This window comes from Modestobacter sp. VKM Ac-2984, assembly GCF_026967985.1.
GTDB lineage: Bacteria > Actinomycetota > Actinomycetes > Mycobacteriales > Geodermatophilaceae > Modestobacter.
The window spans coordinates 290,349-307,006 of record NZ_JAPVBJ010000002.1; the positions used below are offsets into that span (position 1 = coordinate 290,349).

General features: G+C 72.5%; 15 protein-coding genes. 12 read left to right on the forward strand and 3 right to left on the reverse strand.

From position 1 onward, the window contains the following. The first annotated feature begins 198 nt into the window (after positions 1-198). From O2W16_RS05280 to O2W16_RS05330, 11 genes are all read left to right on the forward strand, one after another. Positions 199-1,806 (forward strand): methyl-accepting chemotaxis protein, encoded by a 1,608-nt coding sequence (locus O2W16_RS05280; protein ID WP_269157756.1) that lies wholly within the window; start codon positions 199-201, stop codon positions 1,804-1,806. A 483-nt stretch (positions 1,807-2,289) separates the two neighbouring features. Next, the gene (locus O2W16_RS05285) at positions 2,290-3,885 is read left to right on the forward strand and encodes a methyl-accepting chemotaxis protein (protein WP_269157757.1); all 1,596 of its coding nucleotides are present in this window, start codon (positions 2,290-2,292) and stop codon (positions 3,883-3,885) included. Between the two features lie 328 nt (positions 3,886-4,213). Continuing rightward, positions 4,214-5,821: a methyl-accepting chemotaxis protein gene (locus O2W16_RS05290; protein WP_269157758.1), complete on the forward strand. Its 1,608-nt coding sequence runs from the start codon at positions 4,214-4,216 to the stop codon at positions 5,819-5,821. A gap of 300 nt (positions 5,822-6,121) precedes the next feature. Further along, the gene (locus tag O2W16_RS05295) at positions 6,122-7,789 is read left to right on the forward strand and encodes a methyl-accepting chemotaxis protein (RefSeq protein WP_269157759.1); all 1,668 of its coding nucleotides are present in this window, start codon (positions 6,122-6,124) and stop codon (positions 7,787-7,789) included. A gap of 154 nt (positions 7,790-7,943) precedes the next feature. After that, a complete protein-coding gene (locus tag O2W16_RS05300) occupies positions 7,944-8,852 on the forward strand; it encodes a hypothetical protein (protein WP_269157760.1) in 909 nt (302 codons plus the stop codon). A 109-nt stretch (positions 8,853-8,961) separates the two neighbouring features. Then, a complete protein-coding gene (locus tag O2W16_RS05305) occupies positions 8,962-10,101 on the forward strand; it encodes a protein-glutamate methylesterase/protein-glutamine glutaminase (protein ID WP_269157761.1) in 1,140 nt (379 codons plus the stop codon). Further along, entirely contained in the window at positions 10,098-10,922 is an 825-nt protein-coding gene (locus tag O2W16_RS05310; protein ID WP_269157762.1) for a CheR family methyltransferase, read from the forward strand. The genes O2W16_RS05305 and O2W16_RS05310 overlap by 4 nt, the downstream gene beginning before the upstream one ends. Before the next feature lie 14 nt (positions 10,923-10,936). Beyond that, on the forward strand, positions 10,937-11,320 hold the full coding sequence (locus tag O2W16_RS05315; RefSeq protein ID WP_269157763.1) for a response regulator: 384 nt from the start codon (positions 10,937-10,939) through the stop codon (positions 11,318-11,320). After that, entirely contained in the window at positions 11,317-11,817 is a 501-nt protein-coding gene (locus O2W16_RS05320) for a chemotaxis protein CheX (protein ID WP_269157764.1), read from the forward strand. The genes O2W16_RS05315 and O2W16_RS05320 overlap by 4 nt, the downstream gene beginning before the upstream one ends. After that, positions 11,814-12,176: a response regulator gene (locus O2W16_RS05325; RefSeq protein WP_269157765.1), complete on the forward strand. Its 363-nt coding sequence runs from the start codon at positions 11,814-11,816 to the stop codon at positions 12,174-12,176. The genes O2W16_RS05320 and O2W16_RS05325 overlap by 4 nt, the downstream gene beginning before the upstream one ends. Further along, positions 12,173-12,658, forward strand: coding sequence for a hypothetical protein (locus tag O2W16_RS05330; RefSeq protein WP_269157766.1), 486 nt, complete (start codon positions 12,173-12,175; stop codon positions 12,656-12,658). Before O2W16_RS05325 ends, O2W16_RS05330 begins: the two co-directional genes overlap by 4 nt. A gap of 155 nt (positions 12,659-12,813) precedes the next feature. On the opposite strand, the gene O2W16_RS05335 is transcribed toward O2W16_RS05330, so the two are convergent. The 3 genes from O2W16_RS05335 to O2W16_RS05345 all read right to left on the reverse strand — a co-directional run bounded on the left by O2W16_RS05335 (position 12,814) and on the right by O2W16_RS05345 (position 15,939). Continuing rightward, positions 12,814-13,749 (reverse strand): alpha/beta fold hydrolase, encoded by a 936-nt coding sequence (locus O2W16_RS05335; protein ID WP_269157767.1) that lies wholly within the window; start codon positions 13,747-13,749, stop codon positions 12,814-12,816. A 64-nt stretch (positions 13,750-13,813) separates the two neighbouring features. Next, on the reverse strand, positions 13,814-15,004 hold the full coding sequence (locus O2W16_RS05340) for an ATP-binding protein (RefSeq protein WP_269157768.1): 1,191 nt from the start codon (positions 15,002-15,004) through the stop codon (positions 13,814-13,816). 203 nt (positions 15,005-15,207) lie between these two features. Next, positions 15,208-15,939 (reverse strand): TVP38/TMEM64 family protein, encoded by a 732-nt coding sequence (locus tag O2W16_RS05345; RefSeq protein ID WP_269157769.1) that lies wholly within the window; start codon positions 15,937-15,939, stop codon positions 15,208-15,210. Positions 15,940-16,260: 321 nt separating this feature from the next. Between O2W16_RS05345 and O2W16_RS05350 the strand changes: the two genes are divergently transcribed. Continuing rightward, positions 16,261-16,650: a phage holin family protein gene (locus O2W16_RS05350; RefSeq protein WP_269157770.1), complete on the forward strand. Its 390-nt coding sequence runs from the start codon at positions 16,261-16,263 to the stop codon at positions 16,648-16,650. Positions 16,651-16,658: the final 8 nt, after the last annotated feature.

Sequence of the window (16,658 nt, forward strand, 5' to 3'; positions counted from 1 at the left end):
CCCGCCGGACACGCTCGACGGTGCGGCCCGCGAGCTGATCCGGGGCGCCTACAAGCTCTCCGGCCAGCTGCTCCTCGCGCTCGACGTGAACCGCGCCGTCGGCACCTGAGCACGGGGCCCCGTCCTCCCCGGGACGGGGCCCCGCTTCTCCGCCCCACCCCTCCACCCGATCCGCTCCCTCTCCCCTGGAGAAAGACCATGAGCACCACAGCACTCCCCCCTCGGCGGTTCGGGTGGTTCGCCGACCGGCCGATCGGCGTCAAGATCGGGGCGGTCATCGCCCTGCTCGCCGTCGTCGTCCTCGGCACCAATGCGCTGGCGATCGGCCGGATCAACGACATGCGCGCCGGGCAGGACGCGATCTACACCGAGAACCTCCAGCCGCTGAACGCCCTGTCGGAGATCCAGCGGGCGCACGCCGCGCACCGCGCTCGCACCCTCGAGTACGCGGTCTCCACGCCCGAGCGCCGGGCCGAGCTGATCGAGCAGATGGAGGAGAAGACCGCTGACCTGCAGGCCGGCTACGACGCCTACGAGCCGTTCATCGTCGAGCAGAGCGCGATGGAGAACTTCCTCGCGACCCGTCAGCAGTTCCTCGGCCTGCTGACCAGCCAGCTGTTCCCGGCGGCAGACCGTGGCGACCTGGCCGCCTTCGCCCAGGTGCAGGAGCAGCAGCTCCAGCCGCTGCTGCAGGTCATGGCCGACGAGCTCGAGCTCGAGGGCGTGGCCCAGTCCGAGCAGGCCGCCGCGCGCAACGCCGCGGCCGCCGAGGAGGCCAGCAGCGCCACCACGCTGCTGCTGACCGTCTCGATCGTGTCGATCGTCGTCGCAGCCGGCCTGGCCTTCCTGGTCGTCCGCCGCATCCTCGCCACGGTCGGCTCGGTGCAGCGCTCGGTGCAGGCGATGGCCGACGGTGACCTGACCGTGCTGCCCGAGGCGCGCGACCGGGACGAGATCGGCCAGATGGCCGCGTCGCTCGCCGCCGCGCAGACCAACCTCCGCTCGGTGATGGCCTCCGTCGTCGCCTCGTCCGATGCGGTCGCGGCCGCCTCGGAGGAGCTGTCGGCGTCCTCGGCGCAGATCTCCGCCTCGGCGGAGGAGACCTCGGCGCAGTCCGGGGTGGTGTCGGCGGCGGCGGAGGAGGTCAGCCGGAACGTGGCGACGGTGGCTGCGGGTGCGGAGGAGATGGGCGCGTCGATCCGGGAGATCTCGCAGAACGCGAACGAGGCGGCGCGGGTGGCGGCGCAGGCGGTGGCGGAGGCGGAGACGACCAACGCGACGGTGATGAAGCTGGGTGACTCCTCGCGGGAGATCGGCAACGTGATCAAGGTGATCACCTCGATCGCGGAGCAGACGAACCTGCTGGCGCTCAACGCCACGATCGAGGCCGCCCGGGCCGGTGAGGCCGGCAAGGGCTTCGCGGTGGTGGCGAACGAGGTGAAGGAGCTGGCGCAGGAGACGGCGCGGGCCACGGAGGACATCGCCCGCCGGGTGGAGGCCATCCAGGGCGACACCTCCGGTGCGGTGTCGGCGATCGGTCGGATCAGCGAGATCATCGGGTCGATCAACGACTACCAGCTGACCATCGCCAGTGCGGTGGAGGAGCAGACCGCGACCACCAACGAGATGTCCCGGTCGGTGCAGGAAGCCGCCGGCGGCTCCACGGAGATCGCCACCAACATCACCGGCGTCTCCACGGCGGCGTCCTCGACCACCCAGGCGCTGGGGCAGACCCGGCAGGCCGTGGACGAGCTGTCCCGCATGGCCAGCGACCTCCGCACGACGGTGGCCCGCTTCTCCTACTGACGCCGCCTCTCGTCCCGAGAGGCCCGATCCGCACGACTCCCGCGGCCGCTGTCTCGCCCCCTTCCCCGGGCGAGGCAGCGGCCGCGGTCCTTCTCCCGTCACCCCGCCCCACACGCGCCCCCGGGGGGCGCATCGAGTGACAGCTGAGCGGGCTTCCCAGCGGGTTGATGCCCGCTCAGCTGTCACTCGACGGAGCGCGGCCGTGGGCTGGCGCCCGAGTCGACAAAGGGCCGCGGGGTGTCGGTCGTCGACCATTTCCCACGCCTTCCGCAACACGCCGCATGCATCGGTACCGCGCATTACCGGATCCCCCACCATGGCCCGCGAACCATCCTCAGGAAATGTCAGGACGACGCCGTCCGAACCGATCCGAGGTGTTCCACTCCCCCACCGATCCGGAGAACGCGGCACCTCTCTCTGGAACGGGTGCAATCGATCCCATCCGCCCCGCCACACCGCCCGTTCCTGATCAGGAGACCCGCCATGCGCTCCCCCGCACCGCCCGGCCCATCGAGCTGGTTCGCCGACCGTCGGCTCGCCGTGAAGTTCGGCCTCATGATCGGCGTCGTCGTCCTGGCCTTCGGTGTGCTGGTGACCGCGACGCTGTCCTCGAACGCCAGCGTCCGGGACGCCAGCGCGCACCTGGCGGAGCTGGACCAGGCGGCCGAGCTGGTGCTGCAGCTGGACACCCGGGCCAGTGAGCTGAAGGTGGACGGCCTCAAGGCCCTGGTGAGCCCCACCCCCGCCGACCAGCTGGTCGACGTGACCGACGACGTCGCGACGGCGGACGCGCTGCTGGACGAGCTCCGGGGCGTCCCGCTGACCGGGGCCAGCGCCGCGGCGGCAGCTGCCGTGCAGTCGACCTTCGGCGACTACCAGGAGGGGCTCAGGGCGTTCGTGCAGGCGGCCGTGGCCGACCAGGTCGCCATGCGGGCCCGCTTCGAGGAGATCCAGGTCGCCAACGACCTCACCGACGGGGCGGTCGGCGAGGCCAAGGACGCGCTGGCCGCGGAGTCCGCGGTCGCCCAGGCCGAGCTGGACGCCGCGATCACCCAGGGGGCCCGCACCAGTGAGATCGCCGCAGCCCTGGGGTTGGTGGCGATCCTGGTCATCTGCCTGCTCACCCAGCGTTCGCTGGCCCGGCCCCTGCGGCAGGTCCAGGCATCGCTGGAGGCCATGGCGACCGGTGACCTGACCGTGGACGCCGGCGTCTCGTCCCGGGACGAGGTCGGCCAGATGGCGGTTGCGCTGGGCACCGCGCAAGGGCATCTGCGTGCGGTGATCGCCTCGGTCGCCGCGTCCTCGGATGCGGTGGCGGCCGCCTCGGAGGAGCTGTCGGCGTCCTCGGCGCAGATCTCGTCGTCGGCGGAGGAGACCTCGGCGCAGTCCGGGGTGGTGTCGGCGGCGGCGGAGGAGGTCTCCCGGAACGTGGCCACCGTTGCCGCGGGTGCCGAGCAGATGGGGGCGTCGATCCGGGAGATCAGCCAGAACGCGAACGAGGCGGCCCGGGTGGCTGCCCAGGCGGTGAGCGAGGCGGAGACCACCACGCAGACGATCACCAAGCTGGGCACCTCGTCCCAGGAGATCGGTGCGGTGGTGAAGGCGATCACTTCCATCGCGGAGCAGACGAACCTGCTGGCGCTGAACGCCACGATCGAGGCGGCGCGTGCTGGTGAGGCGGGCAAGGGCTTCGCGGTGGTCGCCAACGAGGTGAAGGAGCTGGCGCAGGAGACGGCGCGGGCCACGGAGGACATCGCCCGTCGGGTGGAGGCGATCCAGGGCGACACCTCGGGTGCGGTGTCGGCGATCGGTCGGATCAGCGAGATCATCGGGTCGATCAACGACTACCAGCTGACCATCGCCAGTGCGGTGGAGGAGCAGACCGCGACCACCAACGAGATGTCCCGGTCGGTGCAGGAAGCCGCCGGCGGATCGACGGAGATCGCCACGAACATCACCGGTGTCTCGGCGGCGGCCACTTCGACCACGCAGGCGCTGGGGCAGACCCGGCAGGCCGTGGACGAGCTGTCCCGGATGGCCAGCGACCTGCGGGGGAGCGTGGCCCGCTTCACCTGGTGAACCCACTCGGCCCACGGCCGGCACCTGATCCGCCTCGAGAGGTGCCGGCCGTCGTCGTCCCGGTGTGTCGCGATGACCCGCGGCGACCATTCCTTCTCACTGCCCCGCCCCTCTGGACATGTCGACAAAGGCGCACCGGAAATCGATTGGTGCACTTTGTGTTGCACACCAGACGACACGCCAGAAAAACGACACCTCGCATTACCGGATCAATCACCATGGTCCTGACTCGCCGATCGCAGATGAATGCTGATCGGTGGAGCGAGCGGTCAGGTCACCAGTCCGACCCCTCCCACCCGCACAGTGCACGCACCCCTCAGGAGAGAACATGTCCGTCAGCCCGCTGGCCCGCTCTGGTTCGTTGTGGGGCGACCGCACCATCAAGACCAAGGTGCTCGCCTCGGCGGGCTTCGCCGGCGTCGTCGCCGCCGGCATCGGCATCCTGGGGATGACGGCGCTCAGTGACTCGGCGGCGTCGGCAGAACAGCTGTACGAGGACAACACGCTCGGCGTGGCCCGGGCTGCGGACCTGGACGCGCTGGTGGGAGACCTGCGGGTCAACCTCCGCGACACGATCCTGGGAGCCGACGCGGCGGCGAACATCGCCGCGATCGAGACGCTGGGTGCTGAGTTCCAGTCCGCGGCGGACGCCTACCGCCAGGTGACGGCGAGCCCGGAGAAGCTGGCCATCCTCGATGAGGTGACCGCTGACATCGCGGCGTACGTCGACTTCCAGCAGGACGTCCTGGTCCCGCTCGCCCAGAGCCAGGACTTCGGGGGCTGGATGAGCCGCAACGCCGCCGAGGGAACCCCCATCGTCACGGAGGCCGAGGCGGAGATCCGTGAGCTGCGCGACCTGGAGTCGGCGGAGGCCGAGCAGGCGGCCGCGGACGTCCGCGCCGACTACGAGGCGCAGCGCACGTTGTCGATCCTGTTCATCGTCGTGGGCATCGGCATCGCGCTCGCCCTCGGCTGGTTCGTCGCCACCGGCGTCGCCCGGGCCACCGCGAAGGTCAAGCACGTGGTGGAGGGCCTGGCCGAGGGCGACCTGACCCGGACCAGCGGCCTCACCACCCGGGACGAGCTGGGGCAGATGGGCTCGGCCCTCGACGCCGCGGTGCACAGCCTGCGCGGGGTGATGGCCTCGGTGGTGGCGTCCTCGGATGCGGTGGCGGCGGCGTCGGAGGAGCTGTCGGCGTCCTCGGCGCAGATCTCGTCCTCGGCGGAGGAGACCTCGGCGCAGTCCGGGGTGGTGTCGGCCGCGGCGGAGGAGGTCAGCCGGAACGTGGCGACGGTGGCTGCGGGTGCGGAGGAGATGGGCGCGTCGATCCGGGAGATCTCGCAGAACGCGAACGAGGCGGCGCGGGTGGCGGCGCAGGCGGTGGCGGAGGCGGAGACGACCAACGCGACGGTGATGAAGCTGGGTGACTCCAGCCGGGAGATCGGCAACGTGATCAAGGTGATCACCTCGATCGCGGAGCAGACGAACCTGCTGGCGCTGAACGCCACGATCGAGGCGGCGCGTGCTGGTGAGGCGGGCAAGGGCTTCGCGGTGGTGGCGAACGAGGTGAAGGAGCTGGCGCAGGAGACGGCGCGGGCCACGGAGGACATCGCCCGCCGGGTGGAGGCCATCCAGGGCGACACCTCCGGTGCGGTGTCGGCGATCGGTCGGATCAGCGAGATCATCGGGTCGATCAACGACTACCAGCTGACCATCGCCAGTGCGGTGGAGGAGCAGACCGCGACCACCAACGAGATGTCCCGGTCGGTGCAGGAAGCCGCCGGCGGATCGACGGAGATCGCCACGAACATCACCGGTGTCTCGGCGGCGGCCACTTCGACCACGCAGGCGCTGGGGCAGACCCGGCAGGCCGTGGACGAGCTGTCCCGGATGGCCAGCGACCTGCGGGGGAGCGTGGCCCGCTTCAGCTTCTGATCCGCCGCTCCACCGGAACAGCAGGGCCGCACGGACCTCAGGTCCGTGCGGCCCTGCTGCGTTCCCCGCCCGGTTGCCCGTGCGGCATGTCGACTCGTCGTCCCTGGTCGACGGTCATCCGTCTTTCTGCAGGTCAGCGGCGCGACACGCCCGGACGATCAACGACCGGGCCGACCTGGTGCCCGACGATCTGCCGGACGAGACCGAGTCACATGCGCCCCACGGGGCCCACGCGTGACCGGCCGCCACGCCACCGACCGACGGACCGGTCGGACCAGCTCGAGCCCAGGAGGCCCCTTCGTGAGCGCACCATCCGTCCTCGCCCGGACGACCGGATCGAGCCAGCGGACGCCGCGCGCCGGCGCGCGTGGCTGGCTGCACGACCGGGGCATCAGGACCCGCATCTTCGCCTTGAGCACCGTCCTGCTCATCGGCCTGGCGGCCGTCGCGATCACCGGGATCACCGGGTCGCACCGGGTGAGCGACCTGAACGCCCGGGCGACGGCGGCCGTGGGGGTCCAGCGCGCCGTCGAGGACGCCCGCTACGACCTCCTGTGGGCCGCCAACTGGCAGAACATCACCGCCTGGCGCGCGCGGGTGGACGGTGGGGCGACCGCGGCCGCTCCCGACGGCGACAACGTGCCGAACTACGAGGACGGCGCCACCGGGTTCGAGGAGCTCTTCGCCATCGACCGTGACCTGCTGGACGCCGACGCCCGCGCCAGCCTGGACACGATCCAGGAGAACTGGACCGCGATGAGCGCCTTCAACGACCAGATCTTCGCCCTCTGGGCGCAGGGCCGGCTGGACGAGGGCGACGCGGTCTCCACCGGGGACAAGTGGGACGTCTTCTACGTGCTCGACCAGGCGATGACCGAACTGGTCGGCTCCGTGGACGCCCGCGTCGCGGAGACGCGCGCCGAGGCCGAAGCGGCCGAGTCGGCGATGGTCCGCAACATGGTGCTGGTCGCCCTCGCCTCGGTGCTGCTCGGCGCCGGTCTGTCGTTCGTGGTGTCCGGCGGGATCGTCCGCGGCGTCCGGGAGATCCAGACCGCTCTGGAGCGGCTGGCCGGGCGTGACCTCACCGTGCGGCTGCCCGTCCGCGGCCGGGACGAGATGGGGCAGATGTCGGCGGCACTGAACACGGCCGCGCAGACGATGGCCGACACGGTCGCGGAGATCGTCGCGTCGGCTGATGCGGTGGCGGCGTCGTCGGAGGAGCTGTCGGCGTCCTCGGCGCAGATCTCGTCGTCGGCGGAGGAGACCTCGGCGCAGTCCGGGGTGGTGTCGGCTGCGGCGGAGGAGGTGTCGCGCAACGTGGCGACGGTGGCTGCGGGTGCGGAGGAGATGGGCGCCTCGATCCGGGAGATCAGCCAGAACGCGAACGAGGCGGCGCGGGTGGCGGCGTCGGCGGTGAGTGAGGCGGAGGCGACGACGGCGACCATCACGAAGCTGGGGATCTCCTCCAAGGAGATCGGTGCGGTGGTGAAGACGATCACTTCCATCGCCGAGCAGACGAACCTGCTGGCGTTGAACGCCACGATCGAGGCCGCGCGTGCCGGTGAGGCGGGCAAGGGCTTCGCGGTGGTCGCCAATGAGGTGAAGGAGCTGGCGCAGGAGACCGCGCGGGCCACGGAGGACATCGCGCGCCGGGTGGAGGCGATCCAGGGCGACACCGGCAAGGCGATCGAGGCGATCGGTGGGATCAGTGCGGTGATCGGGTCGATCAACGACTTCCAGCTGACCATCGCCAGTGCGGTGGAGGAGCAGACGGCCACGACCAACGAGATGTCCCGGTCGGTGCAGGAGGCAGCCGGCGGCTCGACGGAGATCGCCACGAACATCACCGGCGTCTCCGCGGCGGCGTCGTCCACCACGCAGGCGCTGGGGCAGACCCGGCAGGCCGTGGACGAGCTGTCCCGGATGGCCAGCGACCTGCGGGGGAGCGTGGCCCGCTTCACCTACTGAGTGACGCGTTTGGAACAACCTGTCACCGGGCACTGACCGTCCGGCAGCAACGCGCGGAGGTCGCCAGCTCGCTGTCCTGCGAGCGGGTGACCTCCGCGTGGCGCTGTGGCCCGGGCTGCCAGCACGATGGCCTGACCACTTCCCTGGAGGCGACGTGCCCTACTCCCTGGTCAGCGCTGCGACGCTCGGCTTCGACCTCGTCCGTCTGCCCGCCGGTGGCCAGGTCGCCGACGTCCTGGTGACCGGCATCGGTGCCGATGCCGCCACCCTGCACCGGATCGCCGCGGCGCACCCCGCCGCCGGCTGCCCCGACGACGAGCGCGCGGCCCTCGCCGTCCGCGCCCGCCGGGCCCACGAACTGGCCGCCGGCGGCGTCCCGCAGCTGCGCGACCTGACCGCCCCGGCCGGCGAGGACCGGTCCGCCCGCCTGGTCGCCCTGCTGGAGCGCGGCACGATCGGCAACACCCCCGCCCTGGAGCGCCTGGTACGCGACGACGTCCTCGGCCCGGAGCACCCCGTCGTGGCCGACCTCGACCCGGCCGTGACGACCCAGGCCGCCGACGTGCTGGCCGATGCCGCCACCGGCTGGTGGGCCGCGGACGCCCTCGACGCACCGACCCGGGCCGAGCTCACCAGCCCGTTCGCGACCGCGACCGCCTGGGAGCCCGGTCCGCGACCGGACCTCGGACCCGCGGCCCCGGGTGTCGCTGCCTTCTTCGAGGAGCTGCGCGGCCTGGACGAGCCCGGTCGCCGGCGGTGGCGGCTGGCCGTCGACGCCGGGCGCGCCCAGCGCCGTCCCTGGGCTGCGGCGATGCACGGTGCCGCCTGGGCCGCGCACGTCTCCGGCCGCACCCGCACCCTGGCCGCCGTCCAGCTCATGACCGTCGGGGTCTTCGCCGAGGCCGGCTTCTCCTCCCGGGACGGCGCCGAGGGCGTCTGGAACGCACTGGCCGGCTGCGTGCAGGGCCTGGCGATGGCCGACCTGCTGGACGAGGAGTCCCTCGCCGTGCTGGGTGGCCCGTGGGCCGCGGTGACCGGGAGGTCCCTCCCCCTCGAGGGGTGAATCCCGCTCGATCTGCAGTACGCGTCTGAATCCGCTCAAGGCCCGGCACGGGATGCCGATACAGGTCTGGAGCGGCCCACCGGCCGGCACATCGGCTGCGGGGGAACGCGTGGAACAGATCAGGGTGATGGTCGTCGACGACTCCGTCGTCGTCCGCAAGATCGTGACGGACGTGCTGTCCGAGGACCCGATGATCACGGTCGTCGGCACGGCGCCGAACGGCCGGCTGGCCGTGGCCAAGCTCGAGCAGCTCAAGCCCGACCTGGTCACGATGGACATCGAGATGCCGGAGATGAACGGCATCGAGGCGGTGCGGGCCATCCGCAGCCGGGCCGGCGGGCAGGCGTACAGCCGGGTGCCGATCATCATGTTCAGCACGCTGACCGAGCGCGGTGCCTCCGCGACCCTGGACGCGCTGTCCGCCGGTGCCAACGAGTACGTGACGAAGCCGGCCAACGTCGGCAGCGTCGCCCAGTCGATGGAGAGCGTGCGTCAGCAGCTCATCCCCAAGATCAAGGCCCTGACCGGCCGGCCGCAGACCAGCGGCCCCGCGGCCGCCCCGGTCGCCTCGCCGGTCGCCGTCCGTCCGCCGGTGGCGCGCACCCGCGCCCCCAGGGAGCCGGCCGTGCTCGTGATCGGCTCCTCCACCGGTGGCCCCGAGGCGCTCACCAAGGTGCTGCCGCTGCTGCCGGCCTCGCTGCCGGTGCCGGTGCTGCTGGTGCAGCACATGCCCCCCGTCTTCACCCGTCAGTTCGCCCAGCGGCTGGACCGGCTCTGCCCGCTCACCGTGGTCGAGGCCACCGACGGCAGTCCGCTCGTGCCCGGCACCGTGCACATCGCCCCCGGTGACTTCCACCTGACCGTGGGCACCAGTGGGGCCAACAAGCGGACGGCGTTGAACCAGGCACCGCCGGAGAACTTCTGCCGGCCGGCCGTCGACGTCCTCTTCCGCTCGGCCGTGGCCGCCTTCGACGGCGCCGTGCTCGGCGTCGTGCTCACCGGCATGGGCTCGGACGGGCGCATCGGCGCCGGACAGATCCGAGACGCCGGCGGCACGGTCGTCGCCCAGGACCAGGCCACCTCGGTGGTCTGGGGCATGCCCGGTGCGGTCGCCCAGGCCGGCTTCGCCGACGAGGTGCTGCCACTGGACCGCATCGCCGAGGCGATCGTCCGACTGCTCCCGACCCCGCGCCCGGCCGCCAGCTTCGCCGCTGCCCGGGCCGCTGCCCCGATGGGAGGCCGACGATGACCCTCACCGCCACGAGCTTCGACTGGGTGCGCCAGCTGGTGCACCGCGAGAGCGCGATCGTCCTGCAGCCGGGCAAGGAGTACCTGGTCGAGGCCCGGCTGCTGCCGATGGCCCAGCAGCGCGGCATGTCCGGGGTGAGCGAGCTCGTCGAGTCCGTCCGCAACCGGCCGGACCCGGCGACCACCCGGCGGATCGTCGAGGCGCTCACCACGAACGAGACGTCCTGGTTCCGCGACGGTGACCCGTTCACCGCGCTCACCAGCACGGTGCTGCCGCAGCTGCTGGCCGCCCGCCGGCCCGACGAGCGGCTGCAGATCTGGTCGGCGGCCTGCTCCAGCGGGCAGGAGGCCTACACGATCGCCATGCTGCTGGCCGACGCGCTGCCCAACGCCCCCACCCGGGTGTCGATCACCGCGACCGACCTGTCCCAGCAGATGGTGGAGCGCACCCGCGCCGGCCGGTTCAGCCAGCTGGAGGTCAACCGGGGCCTGCCCGCCACGATGCTGGTGCGGCACTTCACCCGCAGCGGCAACGAGTGGGAGATCGCCCCGGCCCTGCGCCGGATGATCACCGCGAGCGAGTGCAACCTCGCCGCCCCGCTGCCCCGGATGGGCCCGTTCGACGTGGTCTACCTGCGCAACGTCCTCATCTACTTCGACCTGCCCACCAAGCAGGCGATCCTGACCCGAGTCCGCCAGCTCATGCGCCCCGACGGGTGGCTGTTCCTGGGCGCGGCGGAGACCACGCTCGGGGTCGACGAGAACTGGGAGCGGGTCGTCCTCGGCCGCGGCTCCGCCTACCGCCCGCGAAAGGGAGCCTGACCGTGCGAGCTCTGGTGATCGACGATTCCCGCGCCATGCGGCGCATCGTCGGCAGCATCCTCAAGGACTTCGGCTTCGAGGTGCGTGAGGCCGGAGACGGCCAGCAGGCCCTCGACGCGCTGCAGGAGGGCAAGGCCGAGGGCTGGGTCCCCGACCTCTGCTGCATCGACTGGAACATGCCGGTGATGGACGGGCTCCAGTTCGTCGTCGCCGTCCGCGCCAACCCCGAGCTCCGCCAGGTGACGCTGATGATGGTCACCACGGAGAGCGAGACGGGCCAGATCGTCAAGGCGCTGGCCGCCGGCGCCCACGAGTACCTGATCAAGCCGTTCACCGCCGACGCGCTCCGCGACAAGCTGGCGCTGCTCGGCCTGCTCCCCGAGGAGGTGTCCGCGTGACCCTGCAGGAAGCCCCGCCGATCACCGCGCTGCTGGACCCGGAGACGGTGCAGAGCATCGCCGACGAGATCTGGCCGACCCTGGTCGGTGACGGTGAGGCGTTCGTCCCCGTCCCGGTCGCACCGCCGGCCGAGGTGGTCAGCGCGTGGGTGACGATCAGCGGCCCGTGGAACGGCGCCGTCGTCCTCACCTGCGCCCCGGCGACCGCCGGCGCGCTCGCCGAGAGCGTGCTGATGACCCGGCCACCCACGGTCGTGGACGACGAGGACGTCGCCGATGCGCTCGGCGAACTCGCCAACGTGCTGGGCGGCAACATCAAGTCCGTCCTGCCGGGGCCCTCCAGCCTCGGCCTCCCCCAGATCGGTTCCGCGCCCACCACCGGGCGGCTGGACGACGTCTGCCGCGTCAACGGTCAGTGGCGCGGACAGTCCCTGACCATCACCGTGCAGGGCGCCACCCAGGCGCTGCACCCGAGCGGAACTGAGGTGCCGCAGTGAAGATCCTGGTGACCGACGACAGCCGTGTCATGCGGCAGATCGTGATCCGCACCCTCCGTCAGGCGGGCTACGACGACCACGACATCGTCGAGGCCGTCGACGGACGCGACGCGTTCGAGAAGGTCGGGTCGGAGAAGCCCGACCTGGTCCTCTCGGACTGGAACATGCCCGAGATGTCCGGCATCGAGTGCCTGGAGGCGCTGCGCGCCTCCGGCTCGCAGGTGCCCTTCGGCTTCGTGACCTCGGAGGGCTCCCCGGAGATGCGGGAGAAGGCGGCCAACGCCGGCGCCCTCTTCCTCATCGCCAAGCCCTTCAACGAGGACACCTTCAAGGACGCCCTGGACGGGGTGATCGCATGACCGCCCCCGCACCGGCGCTGCTGCCCAACCCCAAGGCCGTCCGCGACCTGCTGGAGGGGCTGTTCGGCAAGGACGTCACCGTCTCCCCGGGCGACCCGGTGTCGCTCAACGACAAGCCGGCCGTGGCCGTCTACGTGGACCCGACGATGGCGACCACCGCCCTCTGCCTGGTCGACATCCGGCTCGCCGCCTGGCTCGCCGGGGCGCTGGCCCTGCTCCCCAAGGGCGGGCTCGAGGACGCCATCGACGAGGGCGAGCTCTCCGAGATGCACCTGGAGGTCGTCTACGAGGTGGTGAACGTCGCCGCCGCGCTGTTCAACGGCGGGGGCGTCAACCACTCGAAGCTGCACAAGCTGCACGCTCCGGGGGAGCCGATCCCGGGGGACATCGCCGGCCTCGCCGCGGCGTTCAACCGGATCGACCTCAAGGTCGACGTGGCCGGCTACGGCTCGGGCAACATGTCCATCGTGATGGCGCACTGACCCCCACGACCGACCAGCAGGACCCAGCGACCAGGGGAGCGGGACCGGGCGAGAGCGCCGGACCTGCTCCCCTGGTCGTTGCGTTCAGCGCCAGCGGTAGCCGACCTCCGGACCCCCGCCGACCCGCCCCACGGCGGCGCCGGCTCCTGTGCGTCTCAGCGGCCGCGCGCGGCCGCCTCGCGGACGGCGTCGGTGATCGCCCGGACGCCCTCCTCGGCCCACAGGACCGAGTCGTGGTCGGTGTCGGGGACCTCGCGGGCGGTCACGTGGGCCTCGCCGAGCTGCATCGGCTCCAGCCGCACCTCGTCGTAGAGGCCGGGCACCTCGCCCTGCATGCCGCGGGTGGCCCACAGCAGGGTCGCCGGCACCGGGAGGTCGGTGGTCGCCTCGAGCACCACCTGGTTGCGGAGCATGTCCGCGCCGTCGACCCGGACCGCCTCGTGCGCCACCGCGCTGCGCAGTTCCGGCGGCGTGCCGGTGAGGTCGCGGACGAAGAACGCCGACGCCGGCGGGTGGTCCACCCAGCGGCCGATCGTCGGGTGCTCGGACCAGAACTCCCGGACGGCCGGCAGGTCGGGGAAGGTCCGGTCCAGTCGATCCAGGCTCGCCCCGAGGAACGCGCCGAGCATCGAGTCGGTGTCCGCGGCCGGCGGGACGGCGAAGGGCAGGCCGCCGTCGACCAGCACCAGCCCGTGCACCATGTCCCGGGCCACCCCGGCGGTGGCCAGCGCGGCGACGAACCCGCCCATCGAGTGGCCGACGAGCACGGTCGCGTCAGCCCCGGCCTGGGCGTCGGCGCCGAACCGGTCGAGCAGCGCGGCGATGTCCGCGGCGTGGACGGAGAGGCCGTAGGGGCCGGGGAGCTCGGCGCTGCCGGCGCGGCCCCGCAGGTCGGGCGCGACCACCTCGCACTCGCCGGCCAGTGCGGCCGCGACCGGCCCCCAGACCGCGGCGTTCCCGGTGATGCCGTGCACCAGCACGACCAGCGGGGCCCCCGGGGCGTCGGCCGCCCAGTACAGCGCGGCGAGCTCGCCGCCCTCGACGGGGACGGTGATCTCCTCGGGGGAGCGGGCGTCGGCAGGGGTGCTCACCCCGGCCACCCTGCCGTCCCGGCGGCGAGGTCGCACGTGGAACACGACCCGATCGGGTGCCGCACTACTCCGGGGCGTGCCGGAGCAGGTACCGGCCGAAGTGCGGGACGGTGAAGGCGATCTGGCCGCGCTCGGCGGAGTAGACCAGGCCCTTCTTGATCAGCGAGTCCCGCGCGGGGGAGAGGGAGGCCGGCTTGCGGCCCAGCGACACCGCGACGTCGGAGGTGCCCACCGCGGCGCCGCTCGGCCCGCCGAGCTCGGCCATCGCGTGCATGTACTCGCGCTCGGCCGGGGTGGCCCGGTCGTAGCGGGACCCGAAGAAGCCGACCGCGAGCTCGGCCTCGGCGGCCGGTGCGGCCATCGCGACGTCGTCGGCGGTGATGGGGGAGGCCGCAGCGACGTCCCAGGTGACCTTGCCGTAGGCCTGCACGAAGTAGGGGTAGCCGTCGGCGGCGGCGTAGAGGGCGTCCAGTGCCTCGGTGTCGAACTCGACGTCCTCCCGCTCGGCGGGGGCCAGCAGTGCCCGGTCGGCGGCGGCCCGGTCCAGCCGGTCGATCCGCAGGTAGCGGAAGAGCCGCTCGGAGTAGCTCTTGGAGGCGCTCAGCACCGCGGGGAGGTGGGGGAGCCCGGCGCCGACGACGATCAGCGGCGAGCCCTGCTGGGAGAGCTCGTGGCACGCGGCGCAGATCGCCGAGACGTCGTCGGTCTGCACGTCCTGCATCTCGTCGATGAACAACGCCACGCCCTTGCCGACGTCGGCGGCGAGGCCGGCCACGTCGCTGAGCAGCTCGACCAGGTCGATCTCCATGTCCCCGGAGTCGGCGCGCCCGGAGCTGGCCGGCACGTCGATGCCCGGCTGCCAGCGGTCGCGCACCTTCGCGTCGGCCGGGGCCTGGCGCTGGGCGAAGGCCTTGAGGGTGCCCAGGACGGCGTCGGTGGACTCCTGGTCGGGGTGCCGCAGCTCGCGCAGGGCCATGTGCAGCGCGGCCGACAGCGGGCGGCGCAGCGACTGGTCCGGGCGCGCCTCGATCTTCCCGGTGCCCCAGCCGCGGGTGATCGCCGCGGAGCGCAGCTGGTTGAGCAGCACGGTCTTGCCGACGCCGCGCAGCCCGGTGAGCACCAGGGAGCGCTCCGGCCGGCCACGGGCGATCCGCTCGAGGACGACGTCGAACGCGGAGAGCTCGGTGTCCCGGCCGGCCAGCTCGGGCGGGCGCTGCCCGGCGCCGGGGGCGTACGGGTTCCGCACGGGGTCCATGTCGAGCACCCTATGCCGTTGTCTTGCCATGGCGGTAGAAACCGTTAGACGACGGCATCGACCGCCGTCTCGACATGCATCTGCGGCTGTCTAGCGTCAGCGTTAGACAAACCGATACGGCGTCAGAGAGGTGGTGGTGGGCTCCTCGACGGGTGTCACGCTATCACGGCGCTCGAACACACGTTCGAACCGATGAGCCGGCGTCAGGCCCGGGGCTCTCGGGCGCCGGCCGCCCGCCGGCGACCGCGGACCACGCCGAGCGTCACCAGGGCCAGGGTGAGCGGCACCAGGCTCAGCAGCAGCGGGACCCCGCCGTCCTGGTCGGCCGAGCCCACGGTCGCCCCGATGGACACGTGCAGCACGGTGCCCGGCACCAGTCCCAGTGCGGTCCCGGCGAGGTGGTCCCGCGACCGCATGCCGGACAGCCCGGCGGCGTAGCTGACCACGGTGAACGGCGCGATCGGCGTCAGCCGGCCGACCAGCACCGCGAGGAACCCGCGCTCGGACAGCCGGGCGTCGACCCGGGCCAACCGTGGGCCGGCCAGCCGGGTGACCGCCTCCCGGCCGAGTCGGCGGGCGACCAGGAACCCGGCGGCGGCGCCGAGGGCGCCGCTGGTCAGCGCCAGCGCCAGCCCGCCCCAGAACCCGGCGAGGACCCCGGCCAGCAGGGAGAGTGCTGTGCGGGGCACCGGCGCGAGCGTGGCCAGCGCCAGGCCGACCACGAGGACGGCCCAGCCGAGCGGGCCGACGTCGCCGAGCCAGTCGCGGAGCGCGGCCACCTCGGGGAGGTCGGCCGTGAGGGCGACGGTGCAGCCGGCGGCGATCAGGGCGACCAGCAGCAGGGCTCGGCGCGCGGTCCGGGCGGGCAGTCGGCGCGGCTCGGCGTCCGGTCGGCGGTGCGCCGGGGCCGGGTCCTGCGTCGGCGCACTGGTCATGGCCGCAGTCTCCCAGCGCAGCGCAGCGCAGCGCCCCGCCGGGAGCCGACTCCCGACGGGGCGCGCGATGACCGATCCGGGCGGGCGCCTCTCGGCGAGTGGTCGCACGAGGCGACGAGCACGAGGCGACGAGGGGGTGGGGCCCGAGGGTCCGACCGGACCGGTACCCATCACAACGCCCGGCGCGCTCGATTGTTCCCCGCCGGATTGCGTGGCATGCACCGCAGTCGGCGGTGTCTACCGCTGTCTAGTCACGGCGCGAGAGTCGGTCATACGGCCCGAGTCCCACGGATCGTGATCGCTGGGCGCTACCGTGCCGCCGTGGCCACGATCGGGAAGTTCGCCGTCCGCGTCGTCGTGCTGGCGGCCATCATCTACGCCGTGACCCGGCTCGTCGACGGGATCGAGGTGATCGGCAACCCCACCGGGTTCTTCGGCGAGACCGGCACCTACCTGTGGGTGGCGCTGCTGTTCGCGCTGGTCAACTCCATCATCGGGCCGATCGTCCGGCTGCTGGCGCTGCCGTTCGTGATCCTCACCCTCGGCCTGTTCCTGCTGGTGATCAACGCGGCGATGCTCGGCCTCACCGCGGTGCTGTCCGACCGGTTCACCGTGGACGGCTTCCTCGCCGCTCTGTTCGGCGGGTTCCTCATCGCCCTCTTCAGCTGGATCGCCGAGCTGGTGCTGCCCTTGAAGGTGCGCGGCCACTAGCGTCGGTG

Excerpts from the sequence above, each read along its gene's own strand:
- O2W16_RS05280 (WP_269157756.1), top strand. The coding sequence starts at position 199 with ATGAGCACCACAGCACTCCCCCCTCGGCGGTTCGGGTGGTTCGCCGAC.
- O2W16_RS05285 (WP_269157757.1), top strand. The coding sequence starts at position 2,290 with ATGCGCTCCCCCGCACCGCCCGGCCCATCGAGCTGGTTCGCCGACCGT.
- O2W16_RS05290 (WP_269157758.1), top strand. The coding sequence starts at position 4,214 with ATGTCCGTCAGCCCGCTGGCCCGCTCTGGTTCGTTGTGGGGCGACCGC.
- O2W16_RS05310 (WP_269157762.1), top strand. The coding sequence starts at position 10,098 with ATGACCCTCACCGCCACGAGCTTCGACTGGGTGCGCCAGCTGGTGCAC.
- O2W16_RS05330 (WP_269157766.1), top strand. The coding sequence starts at position 12,173 with ATGACCGCCCCCGCACCGGCGCTGCTGCCCAACCCCAAGGCCGTCCGC.
- O2W16_RS05340 (WP_269157768.1), bottom strand. The coding sequence starts at position 15,004 with ATGGACCCCGTGCGGAACCCGTACGCCCCCGGCGCCGGGCAGCGCCCG.
- O2W16_RS05345 (WP_269157769.1), bottom strand. The coding sequence starts at position 15,939 with ATGACCAGTGCGCCGACGCAGGACCCGGCCCCGGCGCACCGCCGACCG.